Origin of the sequence: Sphingomonas arantia (genome assembly GCF_042682045.1) — a bacterium.
GTDB classification, from domain to species: Bacteria; Pseudomonadota; Alphaproteobacteria; order Sphingomonadales; family Sphingomonadaceae; genus Sphingomonas_R; species Sphingomonas_R arantia.
The window spans coordinates 842,471-860,873 of sequence record NZ_JBHUGS010000002.1; the positions used below are offsets into that span (position 1 = coordinate 842,471).

The 18,403-nt window shown below is 68.1% G+C and carries 21 protein-coding genes and 2 riboswitches; of the genes, 11 read left to right on the forward strand and 10 right to left on the reverse strand.

Going from position 1 to position 18,403, the window contains the following annotated elements:
- Window positions 1–29: 29 nt before the first annotated feature.
- Both gcvH and gcvT read right to left on the reverse strand, forming a co-directional pair.
- Window positions 30–410 carry a glycine cleavage system protein GcvH gene (gene gcvH / locus ACFSGX_RS09575; RefSeq protein ID WP_076071430.1) on the reverse strand — a complete coding sequence of 127 codons (381 nt, stop codon included), beginning with the start codon at window positions 408–410 and terminating at the stop codon, window positions 30–32.
- A gap of 4 nt (window positions 411–414) precedes the next feature.
- Window positions 415–1,551 (reverse strand): glycine cleavage system aminomethyltransferase GcvT, encoded by a 1,137-nt coding sequence (gene gcvT, locus ACFSGX_RS09580; protein WP_380929412.1) that lies wholly within the window; start codon window positions 1,549–1,551, stop codon window positions 415–417.
- A 53-nt stretch (window positions 1,552–1,604) separates the two neighbouring features.
- Window positions 1,605–1,713, reverse strand: a riboswitch (glycine riboswitch).
- Window positions 1,714–1,810: riboswitch (glycine riboswitch) on the reverse strand.
- Window positions 1,811–1,937: 127 nt separating this feature from the next.
- Here gcvT and ACFSGX_RS09585 point away from each other — a divergent pair.
- Both ACFSGX_RS09585 and ACFSGX_RS09590 read left to right on the forward strand, forming a co-directional pair.
- Window positions 1,938–3,419, forward strand: coding sequence for a helicase HerA domain-containing protein (locus tag ACFSGX_RS09585; RefSeq protein ID WP_380929414.1), 1,482 nt, complete (start codon window positions 1,938–1,940; stop codon window positions 3,417–3,419).
- Window positions 3,420–3,522: 103 nt separating this feature from the next.
- The gene (locus tag ACFSGX_RS09590) at window positions 3,523–4,494 is read left to right on the forward strand and encodes an NAD(P)H-dependent flavin oxidoreductase (protein ID WP_380929416.1); all 972 of its coding nucleotides are present in this window, start codon (window positions 3,523–3,525) and stop codon (window positions 4,492–4,494) included.
- A gap of 29 nt (window positions 4,495–4,523) precedes the next feature.
- On the opposite strand, the gene ACFSGX_RS09595 is transcribed toward ACFSGX_RS09590, so the two are convergent.
- Entirely contained in the window at window positions 4,524–4,985 is a 462-nt protein-coding gene (locus ACFSGX_RS09595; protein WP_380929418.1) for a DUF1465 family protein, read from the reverse strand.
- 120 nt (window positions 4,986–5,105) lie between these two features.
- On the reverse strand, window positions 5,106–5,297 hold the full coding sequence (locus ACFSGX_RS09600) for a YdcH family protein (protein ID WP_157175678.1): 192 nt from the start codon (window positions 5,295–5,297) through the stop codon (window positions 5,106–5,108).
- 201 nt (window positions 5,298–5,498) lie between these two features.
- Here ACFSGX_RS09600 and ACFSGX_RS09605 point away from each other — a divergent pair, with 201 nt between their 5' ends.
- On the forward strand, window positions 5,499–5,654 hold the full coding sequence (locus ACFSGX_RS09605; protein ID WP_184075199.1) for a DUF465 domain-containing protein: 156 nt from the start codon (window positions 5,499–5,501) through the stop codon (window positions 5,652–5,654).
- Window positions 5,655–5,702: 48 nt separating this feature from the next.
- Here the strand turns inward: ACFSGX_RS09605 and dksA are convergent, their stop codons facing one another.
- Complete coding sequence (gene dksA / locus ACFSGX_RS09610; RefSeq protein ID WP_198350629.1) at window positions 5,703–6,161, reverse strand: RNA polymerase-binding protein DksA; 459 nt, start codon at window positions 6,159–6,161, stop codon at window positions 5,703–5,705.
- Between the two features lie 430 nt (window positions 6,162–6,591).
- Between dksA and ACFSGX_RS09615 the strand changes: the two genes are divergently transcribed.
- Window positions 6,592–7,440: a hypothetical protein gene (locus tag ACFSGX_RS09615; RefSeq protein ID WP_380929420.1), complete on the forward strand. Its 849-nt coding sequence runs from the start codon at window positions 6,592–6,594 to the stop codon at window positions 7,438–7,440.
- 139 nt (window positions 7,441–7,579) lie between these two features.
- Here ACFSGX_RS09615 and ACFSGX_RS09620 read toward each other — a convergent pair whose 3' ends face one another.
- Window positions 7,580–8,164, reverse strand: coding sequence for a hypothetical protein (locus ACFSGX_RS09620; protein ID WP_380929421.1), 585 nt, complete (start codon window positions 8,162–8,164; stop codon window positions 7,580–7,582).
- Window positions 8,165–8,476: 312 nt separating this feature from the next.
- Here ACFSGX_RS09620 and serS point away from each other — a divergent pair, with 312 nt between their 5' ends.
- The 4 genes from serS to ACFSGX_RS09640 all read left to right on the forward strand — a co-directional run bounded on the left by serS (window position 8,477) and on the right by ACFSGX_RS09640 (window position 12,741).
- Window positions 8,477–9,751, forward strand: coding sequence for a serine--tRNA ligase (gene serS, locus ACFSGX_RS09625; RefSeq protein WP_380929423.1), 1,275 nt, complete (start codon window positions 8,477–8,479; stop codon window positions 9,749–9,751).
- A complete protein-coding gene (gene surE, locus ACFSGX_RS09630) occupies window positions 9,751–10,512 on the forward strand; it encodes a 5'/3'-nucleotidase SurE (RefSeq protein WP_380930027.1) in 762 nt (253 codons plus the stop codon). The genes serS and surE overlap by 1 nt, the downstream gene beginning before the upstream one ends.
- Before the next feature lie 76 nt (window positions 10,513–10,588).
- Window positions 10,589–11,713, forward strand: coding sequence for a peptidoglycan DD-metalloendopeptidase family protein (locus tag ACFSGX_RS09635; RefSeq protein ID WP_380929424.1), 1,125 nt, complete (start codon window positions 10,589–10,591; stop codon window positions 11,711–11,713).
- Between the two features lie 38 nt (window positions 11,714–11,751).
- The gene (locus tag ACFSGX_RS09640) at window positions 11,752–12,741 is read left to right on the forward strand and encodes a potassium channel family protein (RefSeq protein WP_380929426.1); all 990 of its coding nucleotides are present in this window, start codon (window positions 11,752–11,754) and stop codon (window positions 12,739–12,741) included.
- Window positions 12,742–12,745: 4 nt separating this feature from the next.
- On the opposite strand, the gene ACFSGX_RS09645 is transcribed toward ACFSGX_RS09640, so the two are convergent.
- Genes ACFSGX_RS09645 through ACFSGX_RS09655 form a run of 3 tightly spaced genes read right to left on the reverse strand, consistent with a single transcriptional unit; the run spans window position 12,746 to window position 14,273 of the window.
- A complete protein-coding gene (locus tag ACFSGX_RS09645) occupies window positions 12,746–13,540 on the reverse strand; it encodes a hypothetical protein (RefSeq protein WP_380929427.1) in 795 nt (264 codons plus the stop codon).
- Complete coding sequence (locus tag ACFSGX_RS09650; RefSeq protein WP_157175668.1) at window positions 13,537–13,755, reverse strand: helix-turn-helix domain-containing protein; 219 nt, start codon at window positions 13,753–13,755, stop codon at window positions 13,537–13,539. The genes ACFSGX_RS09645 and ACFSGX_RS09650 overlap by 4 nt, the downstream gene beginning before the upstream one ends.
- Window positions 13,755–14,273: a DUF2975 domain-containing protein gene (locus tag ACFSGX_RS09655; protein WP_380929428.1), complete on the reverse strand. Its 519-nt coding sequence runs from the start codon at window positions 14,271–14,273 to the stop codon at window positions 13,755–13,757. The genes ACFSGX_RS09650 and ACFSGX_RS09655 overlap by 1 nt, the downstream gene beginning before the upstream one ends.
- A 221-nt stretch (window positions 14,274–14,494) precedes the next feature.
- On the opposite strand from ACFSGX_RS09655, the gene rimO reads away from it, so the two are divergent.
- On the forward strand, window positions 14,495–15,829 hold the full coding sequence (gene rimO / locus ACFSGX_RS09660; RefSeq protein WP_380929430.1) for a 30S ribosomal protein S12 methylthiotransferase RimO: 1,335 nt from the start codon (window positions 14,495–14,497) through the stop codon (window positions 15,827–15,829).
- Between the two features lie 13 nt (window positions 15,830–15,842).
- Here the strand turns inward: rimO and ACFSGX_RS09665 are convergent, their stop codons facing one another.
- Complete coding sequence (locus tag ACFSGX_RS09665) at window positions 15,843–16,481, reverse strand: hypothetical protein (RefSeq protein ID WP_380929432.1); 639 nt, start codon at window positions 16,479–16,481, stop codon at window positions 15,843–15,845.
- A gap of 107 nt (window positions 16,482–16,588) precedes the next feature.
- On the opposite strand from ACFSGX_RS09665, the gene ACFSGX_RS09670 reads away from it, so the two are divergent.
- Window positions 16,589–17,299: an SDR family NAD(P)-dependent oxidoreductase gene (locus tag ACFSGX_RS09670; protein WP_380929433.1), complete on the forward strand. Its 711-nt coding sequence runs from the start codon at window positions 16,589–16,591 to the stop codon at window positions 17,297–17,299.
- A complete protein-coding gene (locus ACFSGX_RS09675; RefSeq protein WP_380929435.1) occupies window positions 17,289–18,302 on the forward strand; it encodes a 50S ribosomal protein L11 methyltransferase in 1,014 nt (337 codons plus the stop codon). The genes ACFSGX_RS09670 and ACFSGX_RS09675 overlap by 11 nt, the downstream gene beginning before the upstream one ends.
- The last annotated feature ends 101 nt before the right edge of the window (window positions 18,303–18,403 follow it).

An 18,403-nucleotide genomic window follows, 5' to 3' on the forward strand; every position in this document is an offset into this window, starting at 1 on the left:
CGGTGCTGGGCAGTAAAGCCCGGGCGAAATCAAAGCCCTTCGCAATAAACCTTATACGAGTCGGCATCCATCAGGCCATCCAGCTGCCCTGCGTCGGACAATTTGACCTTGAAGAACCACCCGTCCGTTTCCGGCGCGGTGTTGACCAGCGAGGGATCCGCTTCCAGCGCCGCATTGGCTTCGACGACCTCGCCCGACACCGGAGCGTAGACGTCGGACGCCGCCTTCACGGACTCCACAACCGCGGCCTCCTTGCCCTTGTCGACCGTCGTGCCGGCCGGCGGCACTTCGACGAACACGACGTCGCCGAGCTGCGCCTGCGCATAGTCGGTGATCCCGACCGTCGCGGTGGAATCCTCCGCGCCGTCGATGCTGATCCATTCATGGTCACGGGTGAAATAGAAGGCCATCGGTTCAGGCTCCCTTGCGGACATATTGATGGGGTACGAACGGCATGGCCGTCACTTCCGCGGCAAAACGCTTGCCGCGCTGTTCGATGTCGATCTTGGAACCCGGGTTCGCCAGCACCGCGGGGACATAGGCCATCGCGATCGAGCGTTGCAGCGAGGGCGAGAAGCCACCGCTCGTCACGCGCCCCTCGACGCCGTCGATCGCCTCCAGCACTCGCGCACCCTCGCGCACCGGCTGCCGCCCCTCGACGAACAGCCCGACGCGCTTGAACAGCGGACCCGCCGCGCGCTCCGCCAGGATCGGCTCGGCGCCCAGGAAGCCGCCCTCCTCGCGCCGCCGCTTCGACAGCGCGAAACCCAGGTCGGCGGTCACCGGCGACGTCTCGGGATCCAGGTCATGCCCGTACAGCGGCAACCCGGCCTCCAGACGCAGCGAATCACGCGCGCCCAGCCCGATCGGCTTCACCTCCGGTTCCGCGCACAGCCGCTCGGCAAACGCCTCAGCCGCCTCGGCGGGCAGCGAGATCTCGCAACCGTCCTCACCGGTATACCCCGACCGACTGATCCACAGCGGCACGCCGTCCCAGTCGAACGCCCCCGCGGTCATGAACACCAGCGTGTCGACGCCCGGTACGATCCGCGCCAGCGCCTCGACCGCCTTCGGCCCCTGCACCGCGAGCAGCGCCTGCTCGTCCATGTGGTTCAGCGTAATCTCATCCTCGAGATTGTCGAGGATATGCGCGATGTCGTCATATTTCGTCGCGCCGTTCACCACCATGTAGAACCCGTCCGCACGCCGCGTCAGCATCAAGTCGTCCAGGATGCCGCCCGTCTCGTTCAGCAGCAGCGAATAGCGCATCCGCCCTTCGCCCAGCGAAGCGACATCGGCCGGCAGCATCTTCTCCAGCGCCTCGACGACACCGTCGCCGGACAGCAGAAGCTGACCCATATGGCTGACGTCGAACAGCCCGGCCGACGTCCGCGTCCACAGATGCTCGGCCATGATGCCGTCATACTGGATCGGCATGTGATAGCCCGCAAACGCCACCATCCGCGCGCCACGCGCCCGGTGCCAGGCGTCGAGCGGCAACGTGCCGGTTTCGATATCGTCCATTTCGGGATCGGTGACGGGGTCGCTCATGGTAAGGCTCCTGGCAGGACGACGACGCGCGGCGGGCATCGCTGCCCACACCCGTCGCCCCCTCTGTCACGGAACCTGAGAGCTTTCGTCACGACCTTATGGCCGGGACTTACCCCTTCGGCGGCCCCCCGCGCGAGCGAGAGACTCTTTCCAGAGTGCTGATATGTCCGCGCGGTCCCGTATGCCTGAGAGATTCCGGGGCGGTTGCTCCTTCGGCGGCGGCCCGGTTTCCCGACCCGCGCTCTCCCGCGCGGCCATCCGGAGTCGCCCCCGGCCAGCCCCATCGGATTGGCCCGGCTTGGGGGTCGCTGTCAACGATCATGAAGCGGCTCCGACGATCATCAAGCGGCTTGCCGACTCACGCCCCGCGCCGCAAAGACACCCGGATGACCGTTACCATCGACATGGGCACCGGTGCCGGCGGCGCCCCGGCGCTGATGGAGCTGGAGGAACTGCTCGCCACCCGCCTGCTGGTGCAGGGGAACAGCGGCTCCGGCAAATCGCACCTCCTCCGCCGCCTGCTCGAAGGCGCCGCCCCCTGGGTGCAGCAGATCGTCGTCGACCCGGAGGGCGATTTCGTCACGCTGTCCGACCGCTACGGCCATTCGGTGGTCGAGGGCGCCGACTATAGCGAGGCCGAGATCCGTCGCATCGCCGCGCGTATCCGCGAACACCGCGTGTCCGCCGTGCTCAGCCTCGAAGGGCTCGATGCGGAGGCCCAGATGCGCTGCGCCGCCGCGTTCCTGATGGCGCTGTTCGACGCACCCCGCGACCATTGGTATCCGGCGCTGGTGGTGGTGGACGAGGCGCAGCTCTTCGCCCCCGCGGTGGCGGGCGAGGTCGCCGACGACGCCCGCCGCGCCTCGCTCGGCGCGATGACCAACCTCATGTGCCGCGGCCGCAAGCGTGGCCTGGCCGGCGTCATCGCGACGCAGCGGCTGGCGAAACTCGCCAAGAACGTTGCCGCCGAGGCATCGAACTTCCTCATGGGGCGCACCTTCCTCGACATCGACATGGCGCGCGCCGCCGACCTGCTCGGCATGGAACGCCGCCAGGCCGAACAGATCCGCGACCTCGAACGCGGGCAGTTCCTGGCGCTCGGCCCCGCGCTCTGCCGCCGCCCGCTGTCGATCCGCATCGGCCCAGTCGAAACCTCCGCGCGCACCTCCAGCCCCAAACTGCTCGACATGCCCGCCGCCCCGACCGGCGAGGATGCGCAGATGCTGTTGTTCGCCGCCGCCCCGGTCGAACCGCGCGCGTCCACGCCGACACCACCGCCAACCCCGCCCGCATCAGCGGACGACCTGATCCGCGAGATCGCGCGCCCGCTGCCCATGTCCTCGCTCCTTGACCGCCCCCAGGTCAGCGGCGCCGAGCGCGAGAAGATCATCTCGACCGTGCTGGGCGAGATCGTCGCCGAACCGGACAGCGCCTACCGCTCGCCCGCGGTGCTGTTCCAGGATTTCGGCGTCCGCTGCCGAATGCACGGCCTTGCCGACACCGGCCACGATCTCGCCCGCTTCCGCAGCCGCCTGTCGATGGCGCGCGCAGGCCTCACCGGCGGGATCGCCGACGACGCGCGCTTCGCCCCCGCTGCCGAAATCGCGCGCGGGCTGGAGGAAGGCATGCAGGGCATCTACCTGCTCCTCGCCCGCGCCGCGCTCGACGGCGCGCCCTGCCCAGACGATGCGGAGATCGCCGCGGTCTACGGCACCCACTCACTCGGCCGCGTCCGCCGCCTGCTGGCCTATCTCCAGACGCAGGGCCTGCTCGCCATCCACACCGACATGCGCGGCGACCGCCGCATCGGCCTCCCCGCCCTCGGCTGGATCACCGCCGCCGCCGCCCCGACCACGACGGGCGAATAACTCCGCGAACCGTTCCCCGGCGAAGGTCGGGGGCCGAGTGCCCCCTTTACGCAAACGTAAACGTCACTTGCCTCCCGCCCGCGTTGCGATATCGTCGGTCCCCATGAGCCTCCCCCCCCTCTTCGACCGCCTCCGCCTGCCGGTGATCGCCTCGCCGCTGTTCATCATCTCGACGCCCGACCTGGTGATCGCGCAATGCAAGGCCGGCATCGTCGGCTCCTTCCCCGCGCTCAACGCGCGCCCGGCCGGCGTCCTCGACGAATGGCTCGCCCGCATCACCGAAGAACTGGCGCAGCACGACCGCGACCATCCGGACAGCCCCGCCGCCCCATTCGCGGTCAACCAGATCGTCCACCGCTCCAACGACCGGCTGGAAACCGACCTCATGGTCTGCGCCACGTGGAAGGTGCCGATCGTCATCACCTCGCTCGGCGCGCGGGTGGACCTGAACGACGCGGTCCACAGCTGGGGCGGCATCACGCTGCACGACGTCATCGACGACCGTTTCGCGCGAAAAGCGGTTGAAAAGGGCGCCGACGGCCTGATCGCGGTCGCGGCCGGCGCGGGCGGCCATGCCGGCACGCTCTCGCCCTTCGCGCTGATCCGCGAGATCCGCGATTGGTTCGACGGCCCGCTCATCCTGTCCGGCGCGATCGCCAACGGCGCGTCGGTGCTGGCGGCACAGGCGATGGGCGCCGACCTCGCCTATATCGGATCGCTCTTCATCGCCGCGACTGAGGCGAACGCAGACGCCGCCTACAAGCAGGGCATCGTCGACGGCCGCGCCGCGGACATCGTCTATTCCAACCTCTTCACCGGCGTTCACGGCAACTATCTGCGCGGCTCGATCATCGCCGCCGGGCTCGACCCCGACGCGCTACCGGAAGGCGACCTCAAGACGATGGATTTCGGCACCGGCGCCGGCCAGACCAAGGCCTGGCGCGACATCTGGGGCTCGGGCCAGGGCATCGGCGCGGTCCACGCGGTCGAACCCACCGCCGCGATGGTCGCCCGCCTTACCGATGAATATACCAGCGCGATCGCGGCCCTGCGGACACGTGCCGGACTAGGCTAAGGCCCGCGCCAACCCAGCGGAGCGTTTCCCTACCAGGTCCCCTCAAGCCGCCGGATCAGCGTCCGCGCCGGACCATCCGACCCGGCCTCACCCGCCTCGCCGAGCAGCATGCCGGCCTCCAGCCGCCGCACCCGGTCGTGCAGGTCGCGGCTCGCCCCGACCAGCTGCTGCGCCGTCACCGGCAGCGCCGCGATCGCCGCAGGATCGCTTACCACCGCGTCGCCCAATGGCCGCTGCGGCAGGCTCCGCCCCTCCCGCGCGCCCTCCACGCGCCGCGTCATCAGCCACGCCACGACATGCATAAGCCGCGTCGTCACCTTCAGCGATTCGCATGAAAACCCGACGCGCTCGCTTGGCGACAACCGATCGCGCTCCAGCCGCCCCGGCCCATCGAAGTAACCGCGCGCCTCGTCCGCCAGCAACAGCGCCTCGGTATGAAGCGTGCTGATCAGTCGCCCCGTCAGGCCATATCGGCCATCGTCGTCCAACACCGTTCCCCCGCTAAGCCGCTGGATTCCCGATGCCATTTCGATAGCGGATCGCAACCGTCAAAGCGATCAAGCTGCATGTCGCGCGACGAACGCGCGCGGCGGACGACCAGAGCGAGCTAATCAGGCGATAATGTCAGGGATCAACATATCTTCAGCCTGCGCGATCTCGTCGCGCAACCGCAGCTTGCGGCGCTTCAGCCGGGCAAGCTGCAATTCGTCGCGCACCGTCGCCGCGTTCAGCGCGGCAATGGCATCGTCCAGGTCGCGATGCGCAACCCGCATCTGCTCGATCCGTCGCGACAGTTCATCCATGCCGAAATCTTCCCTTCAAGCCGGATCCACCCCTTGGATAGGGACGAAACGGCCGCCGCTCAAGCCGGACGGACGGCCGCGATCGGCTGGTCCCGCCCGCACCCGCATCCCGTCGAAATTCGCGCAAAGGGGGGCCTGACAGACGCTGCAATCGATGCTCTACTGGTCGCTTCCGAAGCCTTTGGACAGGAGACTTTCTCAGTGGAGACAGGACATTCCTCGGCGTTGATCGCCAAGCACGCGGGGCTCGAGTCCCGCATCCACGCCGAACAGGTCCGCCCCGCGCCGGACGAGACACTGCTCGCCAAGCTGAAGAAGCAGAAGCTGCGCATCAAGGAAGCGCTGTCCGGCGAATGAGCAACAGGCGTGCGTCGATCGACCGATGATCGGACGGCGCTCGCCCCGCTATTCCTCGCGCGACACCTTCTCGTTCCGCTCGTGCCGCTCCTGTGCCTCGACCGTCATCGTGGCGATCGGCCGCGCTTCCAACCGCGCGAGTGAGATCGGCTCACCGGTCACGTCGCAATAACCATATTCGCCCGCATCGATCCGGCGCAGTGCGGCTTCGATCTTCGAAATCAGCTTCCGCTGCCGGTCGCGCGTCCGCAGTTCGATCGACCAGTCGGTTTCGCTCGATGCGCGGTCGGTCGAGTCCGCTTCCCGCAACGTGTCGGTCTGCAACTGCGCCAGCGTTCCCTGCGATTCGCGCAGGATCGCATCCTTCCAGTCGAGCAGCTTGCGCCGGAAATAGCGCTGCTGAGCGGGATTCATGAACTCTTCGTCGGGGGACGGCCGGTAGCCGGGACGGATGTCGTCCTGGTCCAGTTCCGGTGCGTCCGTCGCCTCTGTTGCCGCCGTCGCCATCATGGTTACCGCTCTCCCTGGGTAGGCACGACCCGATGACCGGCCACACGTCCGCGCGGCCCTATATCGCCCGTCGCAGGCCGGCACAAGCAGACCGCGTCCTCCGCAACATGTCGCAAATCCGCCCGATGTCAGCGATTTGTCCGTTTCGGGTGGCGCCCGACATAGCGTCCGCGATTCGTCGGAAGTCGGTACGTAACCGGGTTTCACCCGCCGCTTTTCTTCATCCCGATGTGGGACAGGATTGGCGGACTACGGGGGCCATCCGAATAATCACCCTTTTCCGATTATGAAAACACGGTTAACAAGTTTGCCATTAGTAAAATTTTGTCCATTGCCTCGTTATCACATCAGGGCGGTTCGGATTTCGTTGCATCGCAGCGGCCCGAACGGTGGACGAGAACGGAAAGACACGAAGATGTCGGTAAAGATGGCCTTGGCTAAACTCTGTGCCTGCGCATGCGGCGGTGCCGTGATCGGTGGCGGTGCGGTGCATGTCGCCGAACGTCCGGCGCGTGTCCATTATGCCAAGGCGAAGTACGCCAAGCGACCCGCCGTTCGCCAGGCCAGCTACGTCCGCCCCGCGCGCGTCCGCCGCACGGTGACGACGTCCACCTGCGCGCCGGGTGCGACCACGGTCGTCGCCACGCCCGCCGCGGCCCCCGCGGTCGCCTATGCCGATCCGCCAATCTTCGCTGGCGGCGGTGCCGGCCCGGTTTCGGGCGCGGGCGGCTTCCCGGTCGTCGTGGGCGGTTCCAGCGGCTTCGGCGGCGGCGGGTTCTTCGGCGGCTTCTTCGGTGGCGGCACGGGCGGTGGCAGCAGCAGCGGCAGCTACACCATCTCGTCGACGACTAGCTCGTCGAACGGCGTCTCGACCACGTCCGGCGGCAATGTCAGCTCGACCTCGGGCGGCGACGTCGGAACCTCGACATCCACCGGCGGTGTGACCTCGACATCGACCTCCACCGGCGGTGTGACGTCCACTTCGACCTCGACGGGTGGCCCCACCATCGTCGACGTGAACAACAGCAATACCAACACGCAGACAAACAATCAGAACCAGTCCCAGAATCAGAATCAGTCGCAAAATCAGAACCAAAACCAGAATCAGTCGACGACGACGTCCACCGGCGGTTCGACTCCGACCGATCCCACGACGCCGACCAACCCGACCGATCCGACCCCGGTGCCTGCGCCGCCGATGGTCCTGCTGTTCGGCGCGGCCGCGGCCGCACTGGTTGCCCGCCGCCAGATCGGGAAACGCAAAGCCGTCGCCTGAGCGAACATCGGCGCCAAGAAAGCGTCGACAAGAAAAAGCCCTCCCGGATCGCACCGGGAGGGCTTTTTCGTATCAGACGGACTTTGCGGGCCGTCGGTATGGCCGGGCAGCCTTCTGCCCGGCCTAGCGTCGAACCGGCTTAGTTGCCGGTCGTGGTCGCCGCCGCGGCCGGTGCGGCCTTCGCCGCCGCTGCATCCAGCTCGGCCGCCGTCATGCCGATCACCGGGCCGTTTGCGCCTGCCGCGAACGAACTGACCGGCAGCTTGACCTTGTTCTTCGTCGTGGCGACCGTCGCGAACTCACCGTCGACCGCCTCGATCTTGCCGACCGTGCCGCCCGACGCATCCATGACGGTCGTGCCCGCCTTGATCTGCGCGCTCAGCTTGGCCTGACGCTCGGCCGTCGCGCCGGATGCCGCGGACTCGACCTGCGACTTCGTCAGCGCGATGACCGGCCCGTTGGCACCCGCCGCGAACGACGTCAGCGGCAACCGGACCTCGACGGTCCCGGTCGACAGGACCGCAAGATCACCCTCGATCGACTTGATCGTGCCGACGGTCCCACCCGACGTGTCCGTCACGGTTGCGCCCACCTTGACCGAGGCCGCTGCCGATGCAGGGGCAGTCGCCGTCGTCGCGCTGCCAGCGGCCGGAGCCGTCGTGGTCTGCGCCTGTGCGCCACCTGCCAGAGTGGCCAGGCCTGCGAAAATGAGAATGGACTTCATGATTTGATCTCCCTCGACAGTTAAAATGGCGAGGATCCGCCAGGTTCCAAGCTTTTTCGCCGCTAACTCCGACAGGACGCGCCCGCGAAGCGATGAGCCGCCGGATATCGGCACAATCCTGGGACTGGGGCATAGCATCCCGGCCCCACACCGTCCTAATCCACACGCCGATTACCAGCGCATCCCGAATCTTTCGCACGCCCGTTCGAATCTGTTGTTTCGGTCGGCGACATCGTGACTCACGCGATACGACTATCGCTCTCCTGACCCGACAGGCTTGCGGCCCGCCCGGCCCCCCGGCATAGGCAGGCCATGCATGATATCCGCCTGATCCGGGACGATCCCACCGCCTTCGACGCGGGCCTCGCGCGCCGCGGATTGCCCGCTCAGGCCGACACGCTCGTCGCGCTCGATGCGGACCGCCGCCAGCTCCAGACCGCGCTCCAGACCGCGCAAACCCGCCGCAACGAGGCCTCGAAAGCGATCGGCGCCGCCAAGGCCGCCCGCGACGAAGCCACCGCCGCCGCGCTGATGGAGGAGGTCGCCTCCCTCAAACTGCGCATGCCGGAGTTGGACGCCGAGGCCGCCGCGATCGGCACCGATCTCGACACCCGCCTCGCCGCCATCCCCAACCTGCCCGCCGCCGACGTGCCACCCGGCGCGGACGAGGACGACAATGTCGAGGTCAAGCGCTGGGGCACCCCGCGCACCATCGATGCACCCCGCGAACATCCCGACTTCGCCCCCGCGCTCGGTCTCGATTTCGAGGCCGCCGCCGCCATGTCCGGCGCGCGCTTCGCCGTCCTGCGCGGCCAGATGGCACGCCTCAACCGCGCGCTCGGCCAGTACATGCTCGACCGGCAGACCGAGTCGAACGGCTATACCGAAATCGCGCCCCCGCTTCTCGTCCGGTCCGAGGCGCTGTTCGGCACCAGCCAGCTGCCCAAGTTCGCCGACGACCTGTTCCGCACCACCGACGACCGCTGGCTGATCCCGACCGCGGAGGTCAGCCTGACCAACCTCGTCCGCGAATCGATCCTCGATGAAGCCGCACTCCCGCTGCGCTACACCGCGCTCACCCCCTGCTTCCGGTCGGAGGCCGGCGCCGCCGGTCGCGACACGCGCGGCCTGATCCGCCAGCATCAGTTCGAGAAGGTCGAACTCGTCTCGATCGTCGCCGCCGACCACGGCGCGGCCGAACTGGAACGCATGACGGAGGCCGCCGAGTCGATCCTCGAGGCGCTGGAACTCCCCTATCGCCGCATGCTGCTCTGCGCCGGCGACATGGGGTTCGCCGCCGCGCGCACCTATGATCTGGAGGTCTGGCTGCCCGGCCAGAACCGCTACCGCGAAATCTCGAGCTGTTCCTGGTGCGGCGATTTCCAGGCGCGCCGCATGGCCGCACGCTACCGCCCGACCGGCGATGCGAAGGGTACGCGCTTCGTCCACACGCTCAACGGCTCGGGCCTCGCGGTCGGCCGCACGCTCGTCGCGGTGCTGGAGAATTACCAGCAGCCCGATGGATCGGTGATCGTCCCCGACGTGCTGCGCCCCTATGCGAAGCTCGACCGGCTCGACCCCGCGTGATGCGCATCCTGCTCACCAACGACGACGGCATCGATGCGCGCGGGCTGAAGGTCCTCGAAACCATCGCGCGGCGTTTCTCGGACGATATCACCGTCGTCGCCCCGTCGGAGGAGCAGTCCGGCGCGGGCCACTCGCTTACGCTCAACCGCCCGGTTCGGATCCGCAAGCACGGCGACCGACGCTACTCGGTCACCGGCACGCCGACCGACAGCGTCATGATCGCGCTGCTCGAACTGTCGCCCGACGGAAAACCCGACCTGATCCTGTCGGGCGTCAACCGCGGCGCGAACCTGGGGGAGGACGTCACCTATTCCGGTACAGTGTCGGCCGCGATGGAGGGTGCGCTCGCCGGCGTCCGCTCGATCGCGCTGAGCCAAGTCTATGCCCGCGACGCGATGGGCGACAGCGTGCCGTTCGACGCCGCGATCGAATGGGGCGAACGCGTCCTCCGCCCGCTGATCGACCGCCCGTTCGTGCCGAACACACTGATCAACGTGAACTTCCCCGCGCTCCCCGCGGACGCCGTCAAGGGCGTCCGCGTCGTGTCGCAGGGCGTGCGCGACTATGGCCGCGGCACGCTGGTCCGCGGCACGGACCCGCGCGGCTTCCCTTATTACTGGTTCGGGCTCGGTCCCGCGGTCCACACCCCGGCCCACGCCACCGATCTGGAGGCGATCGACGACGGCTACATCGCCGTCACCCCGCTCCACCTCGACCTCACCCACGGCCCCTCGCTCGAGGCGCTGCGCAGCCTTTACTGATCGTCTACCCGGTGGGATGCGCGGCCACTGCAGCCCAAAGAGTTGCACCCCGACCCACTTCGGCTAGGACTGCCGCATGCGCCGTCTCGCACCCTTGCCGTTGGCCCTGACGCTCGTCGCCTGCATCCCATCCGGCCGTGCCGACCCGCCAGGCCTGTACGACGCCCCGCCCGCCGCCAGTCCATTGACCGACGACGCGCCCCGCGAAGACAGTCGGAGCCGCAGCGATCGTGATCGGGACCGCCGCCCCGACCGCGAAGATCAGGACGCCTCCACCCCACCGCAGGTCGCCGAGCCCAAGCCCGCCTGGGTCATGCGCAAGGTCGTCCCCGACGCGGTCGAAATCGCCCAGACGACCTACACCGTCCAGTCCAGCGACTCGCTCAGCCGGATCGCCGAACGCACCGGCGCCGGGGCCGACGCCATCGCCCACGCCAACCAGCTCGCGCCGCCCTATGTCGTCCGCGAAGGTCAGACGCTCACCATTCCCGGCGGCCGCTACCACCGCGTCCGGTCGGGGGAGACCGGCATCGCCATCGCCCGCGCCTACGGCACCGCGTGGGACCGCGTGATCGCGCTCAACGACCTGACCGCGCCCTACATCCTTCGCCTCGATCAGCGCCTGCTGATCCCCAGCAAGACGGAGGTCCGCGCCATGACGCTGGAACAGCGCGCGGCTGCGTTCCGGCTCGATATCGACGATTTGATCACCGGGGCCGAACCCGCGCTTGCCGCCAATGCGCGCCCCGCCGCCCCGGTCCGCACCGCGCGCACCGCGGTCCCGTCCAACGTGCCCGTCCGGTCGCCCACCCGCTTCACGGGTCGGTTCGACTGGCCGCTGACCGGCCCGATCCTCACCCGCTTTGGCCCGCAGGGTCAGGGCCGCATCAACGAAGGGATCAACATCGGCGCCCGCGCCGGCACGCCGATCCTCGCGTCCGCGGACGGCGTCGTGGCCTATGTCGGGTCCGACATCGCGGTGTATGGCGGCCTCATCCTCATCAAGCATGGCGGCGGCTGGATCACCACTTACGGCCATGCTGAACAGCTGCTCGTCACCCGCGGACAGGCGGTGAAACGCGGCCAGATCATCGCACGCGCCGGCGAAACCGGCTCTGCCCGCGAACCGCAGCTTCATTTCGAGATCCGCCAGGGCCGCCGCCCGGTGAATCCGCTGAGCCAGCTGCCGAGGCGCAGTTGATCCCACGCGCCGCCCCCCGCCCGGTCGAAAGCCTGGCCATGCGGCAACGCCCGCGGTTGCCCCCCTGGGTGTCGCTGCTGTTCCGCATCACCCTGGCGCTCGTGCTGATCGGCATCGCGCTCGCCGGCCACTGGTACGGGCGCGAGGGGCTGCGCGACAATGTCGACGGGCGGATCAGCTTCATCGACGTGCTCTATTTCACCACGGTCACCGTCACCACGGTCGGGTTCGGCGATATCGTGCCGGTCAGCGACAATGCCCGGTTGTTCGACACGTTCATCGTGACGCCGATCCGGTTGTTCGTCTGGCTCATCTTCCTCGGCACGGCGTATGACTTCGTCCTGAAACGCACATGGGAGCGATATCGAATGCGGGGCATCCAGCGCACGCTGCACGACCATGTAGTCGTCGCGGGCTTCAGCGACACGGGCATGGAGGCGGTCCGCGAACTGATCGCCCGCGGGCTCGACCCCGCGCGCATCGTCGTGGTCGACGAAAGCGAGTCCGCACTCGCCTGCGCGATCGAGATGGGCGCCACCACGCTGGAAGGCGATGCGACCCGCAACGCGGTGCTCGAGGCCGCGCGCATCGCCCGCGCGGAGAGCGTCATCGTCGCCGCCGGTCGCGACGATACCGCCATCCTCATCGTCCTCACCGCCCGCCGGCTCGCGCAGGACGTGCCGATCAGCGTCATCATCCGCTCCGACGACAACGAACCGCTGGCACACCAGGCCGGCGCGAACGTCGTGATCAACCCCGCCAGCTTCGCCGGCCTCCTGCTCGCCGGCTCCACCCGCGGCCCGCACATCGCCGACTATATGACCGACCTTGCCGCGCATGACGGCCAGGTCGCCTTGAAGGAACGCGCCGTTACCGCGGACGAGGTCGGCCAACCGCTCACCGCGATCACCACCGGCATCGGCCTGCGCATCTACCGCGACGGCGAGGCGATCTGCTTCGGCGACCCCGCCACCGCCGCGCTGCAGGCCGACGACATCCTGGTCGAGGTCGTCAAGCGCAACCCCTGACCGATCAGGCCAGGTTGCCCGACACCGGCCCCACCGGCGCCGCACCGCGTCCGCCCTCCGGCTCGATCGCCAAGCCAGCCCGCCCCAACACCCGCTCCGCGATCGCGTAGTTCACCGCGACCAACAGCGGTGCCATGAATGCGACCAGCAGGCTGTCCGCCCCCAGCACCCCCGCCGTCACCGCCGGGCTGCGCCCGAGCGAGGCGAACGCCAGCACATAATGCAGCACCAGCACCGGCAGGACGGTCACCAGCGTCAGCCCGAGCGACCACAAGTAGCTGCCCCGCGTCAGTTCGATCGACCGCATGAATCCGACCCGCCCATCGCCGACCGCCGTCGTGGTCTTCCACGTCGCCAGGAACATGTTGAACAGCAACATCGCGGGCAGCAGGATGGCCACGATCAACATGATCAGCCGTTCGGGCAGGTTCAGCGCGCCCGCGATGATCGGCCCGTCCTGGATCACCACCAACCACATCAACTCCCACGCAACGACCGGCAGGTATAGCCCGATCGCGCGTGCATCGAGCCGGCCGGCGGCCCGCGCGTCGTCGCCGTAAGCCCAGAACCGCGTCGCCCAATATCCGGTCAGGTACAACGCGATCACCTTGAGATGGCCGAGCACCATCCGCCCCGTGTCGTGCTCCGCCGCCTTCATCGCCGCGATCGACCGGTAGAAGCCGGCGCCATATTCGACGACATGCTGCGCCACCTCCGCCACCGCGGGCACCGCGAACAGCAAGGGGCAGGCCAGCGCGAACCGCCAGGCGCGCGAATAGGGTGTCGTAAAGGCATTCATGTCTCGTCCCCTTCGAAAGTCACCGACAGAAGATCGCCAGGCTGGCAGTCGAGCACACGACAGATCGCTTCCAACGTGGAGAAACGGATCGCCTTCGCCTTGCCGGTCTTGAGGATCGAAAGATTGGCGAGCGTGATGTCCACCCGCTCGCTGAGTTCGGTCAGCGTCATGCGCCGATCGTGCAGCATGTCGTCCAACGCGACACGGACCGGCATCAGACGGTCCCCGCCAGCTCGTCGCGCATCGCCGCCCCCGCCACGAACACCCGCGCCAGCACGAACGCCAGCAGCACGCCGAGGCAGCCGGTCAGCGACGGCGTCCAGTCCATCACCTCGATCCCCGCGCGCCGCGCCCACCACAGGATCACGCACAGCACGACATCCAGCAGCTGCAACGCCAGCAAGGCCCAGCCGATCGCGTTCAACCGCACCGCATTCTCGACTTGAAACGGATCGCCCGCCCGCACCGAACCGAGAATTCCCGACACAGCCCCGAAGAGCCGCGCGACGGGCAACACCGCCGCCATTCCCATCACCGCCACGAAACGCAGGAACAGCAGGACCGTCCCGGCATCGATCACGCCATGATATTTATGCTCGATATGAGCTTCGAACGCCCCGGCGAACACGATGGTCGCCAGAAGAAAACCGATCATCAGAACGAGATACGCATAATTGCCGACCCGCAGGATCCGCACCAGCAACGCCACGCCATCCACGAACCGATCCCGCATTCCAACCTCCGACGCTCTATCTTGCTTATTGTTTATCGAGGCACGACATATTGATTGTCAATATGACCCTGTTCACGGTCAGAGGTAGATGTTGAGCGTCACGGGGTGCTCTGTGCCGGTCCCAGTCAAAAGTCCGACCGTTAAGCCGTCAGGCCACGCACTGCCCTATCCCCGCCACCCCCTCGTAAATTCCCGCCACATCGACTATCTGCCGCGCTCCCATGGCAACTATCCTCCCCTCCCCGCCGAAGATCGGCATGGTCTCGCTCGGCTGTCCGAAGAACCTCGTCGACAGCGAGCGCATCCTCACCAAGCTGCGCGCCGATGGCTATGCCATGTCGCCCGACTATGCCGGCGCGGACGTCGTGCTGGTCAACACCTGCGGCTTTCTCGACTCAGCCAAGGAAGAATCGCTCGACGCGATCGGCGAGGCGATGGCCGAAAACGGCCGCGTCATCGTCACCGGCTGCATGGGGCGCGAGGCGGAGACGATCCGCGCACGCTTCCCCGGCATCCTCGCGATCACCGGCGCGCAGGCATACGAACAGGTCGTCGGCGCTGTCTACGACGCCGCCCCGATGCCGCCGTCCGCGTTCCTCAACCTCGTGCCCGAACGCGACCTGAAGCTCACGCCGCGGCACTACAGCTATCTGAAGATCTCGGAGGGCTGCAACCACCGCTGCTCCTTCTGCATCATCCCCGCGATCCGCGGCGACCTCGTCAGCCGCCGCCCCGACGCGATCCTGCGCGAGGCGGAGAAGCTCGTCGCCGCCGGCACGCGCGAACTGCTCGTGATCAGCCAGGATACGTCCGCCTACGGCCTCGATCTGCGCCACGCCGAATGGCCGTGGAAGGGTGCGCCCGTCCGCGCACACATGACCGATCTCGCCCGCGAACTCGGCAAGCTCGGCGCCTGGGTCCGGCTCCACTATGTCTACCCCTATCCGCATGTCGACCGCGTCATCCCGCTGATGGCCGACGGGCTCGTGCTCCCCTATCTCGACATCCCGTTCCAGCATGCCGCGCCGAATGTGCTGAAAGCAATGAAGCGCCCAGCCAACGAAGCCAAGGTCCTCGAACGGCTGGCCAACTGGCGGAGCATCTGCCCCGACATCGCGGTCCGCTCCTCGTTCGTCGTCGGCTTCCCCGGCGAAACCGAGGCCGAGTTCCAGTATCTCCTCGACTGGCTGACCGAGGCGCAGCTCGACCGCGTTGGCGCGTTCCGCTTCGAACCGGTCGCCGGCGCGCTCGCCAACGACCTGCCGGGCGCGGTGCCGGAGGAGGTCAAGGAAGAGCGCTACGCCCGCATCATGGAACACACCGCGCTGATCTCCGCGGCAAAACTCCAGCGCAAGATCGGCCGCACGCTCGACGTCATCATCGACGCGGTCGACGCGGAAGACGGCGGCGCCACCGGCCGCTCCAAGGCCGACGCCCCCGAAATCGACGGCGAAGTCCACCTCCGCGACGCCGGCCACCTGACCCAGGGCGACATCGTCCGCGTCGAAATCGAAGACGCCGACGACCACGACCTGTTCGGCGTCCCGTTGGCGTAAGGCTCGCGCCGCGTCAGTAGACGTCCGGGAAGGACCAACCGGTAAGCTTCAACATCGCCAGCCCGAACTCGCGAACCGGTCCGGCGTCCGGGCTTGGCCGATCGGCGTAATGATACCCGGCCCGATCCACGCCCTCCACGATCCAGCGCGCGCCATCCACCATTATTAAATCCCTACAATCCTTCGGCGGCTGCGCCAGCACCTTGGTCCTCATGAGAAGAGCGTTCAGCCCATTCGCCTCCTCTGGGGTCAGCTTCCTGTCGACAGTCCTGGCGACACGGCCGGGTCGGTACCCCCCGGCCCCCGTCAACGCCTTCGCGACCAATGTGGGCGAACCGCCTGCCTTCCATTTCACCCGCACGATGACGGGCGCATGGAAACTGCGAAGCCAAGTGAACCGAACCGCCCTCACCGAACCGCGTTTCGCCGCCGCCGTCGCCTGGTACAGCGATGGTTCGCCCGCCGCCGCCAGGTGCGACGAGAACCATTTGTCCTCAAAGGCACTCAGGATCGCGGCGTTGAACGGACGCCCTCCCCCCGAACAGGAATAGCTCGGCGTCGCAAACGCCTCCGGAAAATAACGCGGCGCTGCCGGTGTCTCCGTTGCGAGGGCGGTCGCCAAACCAACCGACACGACGAAAATCAGTGACATCGCACGGCTCCCCCAACCCAACCGCATCTCGTTATCAGCATAATCGCCTGCCCGTCTCCCCATCAAATCGGGTTGAGCCACCCCGGCATCGCGCCTATCGCCGCGCCATGACCCTGAACATCCTCGCCACCGGCACCAGCCGCGGGATCGGCGCCGCCATCGTCGCCGCGTTCGCCGACGACGACGTCACGATCGTCGGCCACGCCACCACCCCCGGCCACGACCGGATCGCCGCGGACCTGTCGACCACCGCCGGGCCGACCGCGCTCTGGAACATGGCGCTCGACCGGCTGAACGGGCGGATCGACATCCTGATCAACAACGCCGGCATCTTCGAGGCCGCCCCCGTCGACCTGCCCGACGCGGAATGGTCGGATGCCTGGAACCGCACGATGCAGGTGAACCTCGCCGCATCGGCCGAACTCTGCCGCCGCGCGGTGCTGCACTTCGGCACGCGGCCGGAGGGCGGGCGGATCGTCAACGTCGCCAGCCGCGCCGCCTATCGCGGCGACAGCCCGGCCCACTGGCATTATGCCGCGTCGAAGGGCGGCATGGTCGCGATGACCAAGTCGATCGCCCGCGGCCATGCGCGCGCCGGCGTGCTCGCCTTCGCGGTCTGCCCCGGCTTCACCATGACCGGCATGGCCGACGACTATCTCGCCAGCCGCGGCGGCGACGCGCTGCTCGCCGACATCCCGCTCGGCCGCGTCGCCACGCCGGAAGAGGTCGCGACCACCGTCCGCTTCCTAGCACTCGACGCGCCGCCCTCGATGACCGGCGCCGTCCTCGACATCAACGGAGCCAGCTATGTCCGCTGACCTGCCCGACTGGACCGCATCGCAATCCTCCGAGAGCTGGAAGCTCGTCCTGCCCTGCACCAAGGCGGAGGCGGAGGCCGTCGCCGAGGACATCGGCGCGCTTGCCGATCTCGATCCGCCCCCCACGCTGATGACCAGCGAGCCCGACCCGACGCGCGAAGACGACTGGCTGCTCGAAGCCTATTTCGAAGGCGAGCCGTCACCCGAAGCGATCGCCATGGTCCGCGCCCTGGTGCCGAGCGCCGACGACGTGGATTATGAACTGAACCGCATCGAGGACGCCGACTGGGTCACGCTCAGCCAGGCCTTCCTCGAACCGATCCGCGCCGGCCGCTTCTTCGTCCACACCGCCGCCCATGCCGGCGAGGTGCCGTCGGGCGCCACCGCCTTCCATATCGAGGCGGGACGTGCATTCGGCACCGGGCATCACGAAACCACCACCGGCTGCCTGCACATGATCGACGGGTTGAAGGCGCGCGGCCACCGCTTCCACGCGATCGCCGATGTCGGGACCGGCACCGGCCTGCTCGCCTTCGCCGCCCGCGCCTGCTGGCCGCGCGCCGCGGTGATCGCGTCCGACATCGATCCGATCTCGATCGACGTCACCGCGGAGAACGCCGCGCTGAACGACATCCCGGTCGGCACGGGACGCGGCCAGGTCGCGCTCGTCGCCGCCCCCGGCCTCGCCGACGCGATGCTCGTCCGCCGCACGCCCTATGATCTGCTGATCGCCAACATCCTCGCCGGTCCGCTCATCGCGCTCGCCCCGACGCTGTCCGCCGCGTTACAGCCCGGTGGCTCGCTCATCCTGGCGGGCCTGCTCAACACGCAAGCCGACCGCGTCATCGCCGCCTACCGCCGCCAGGGCCTCCGCCTCGCCGAACGGATCGACACCGGCGACTGGCCGACCCTCCGCCTCGTGCGCCGCACATCGGCCCGCGTGCGCAGCCTGCCGGAACGCCGCGACACGGGTCTAGGCGACTGGAGTACCGACGGGGCCTGACAACCGTCAGTTCCCCGGCGAAGGCCGGGGCCTAGGCGCAACGCCGCCCCAGAATGGTACCCCCGCGAAGGCGGGGGTACAGTTCGGAGTGCAGATCTGGA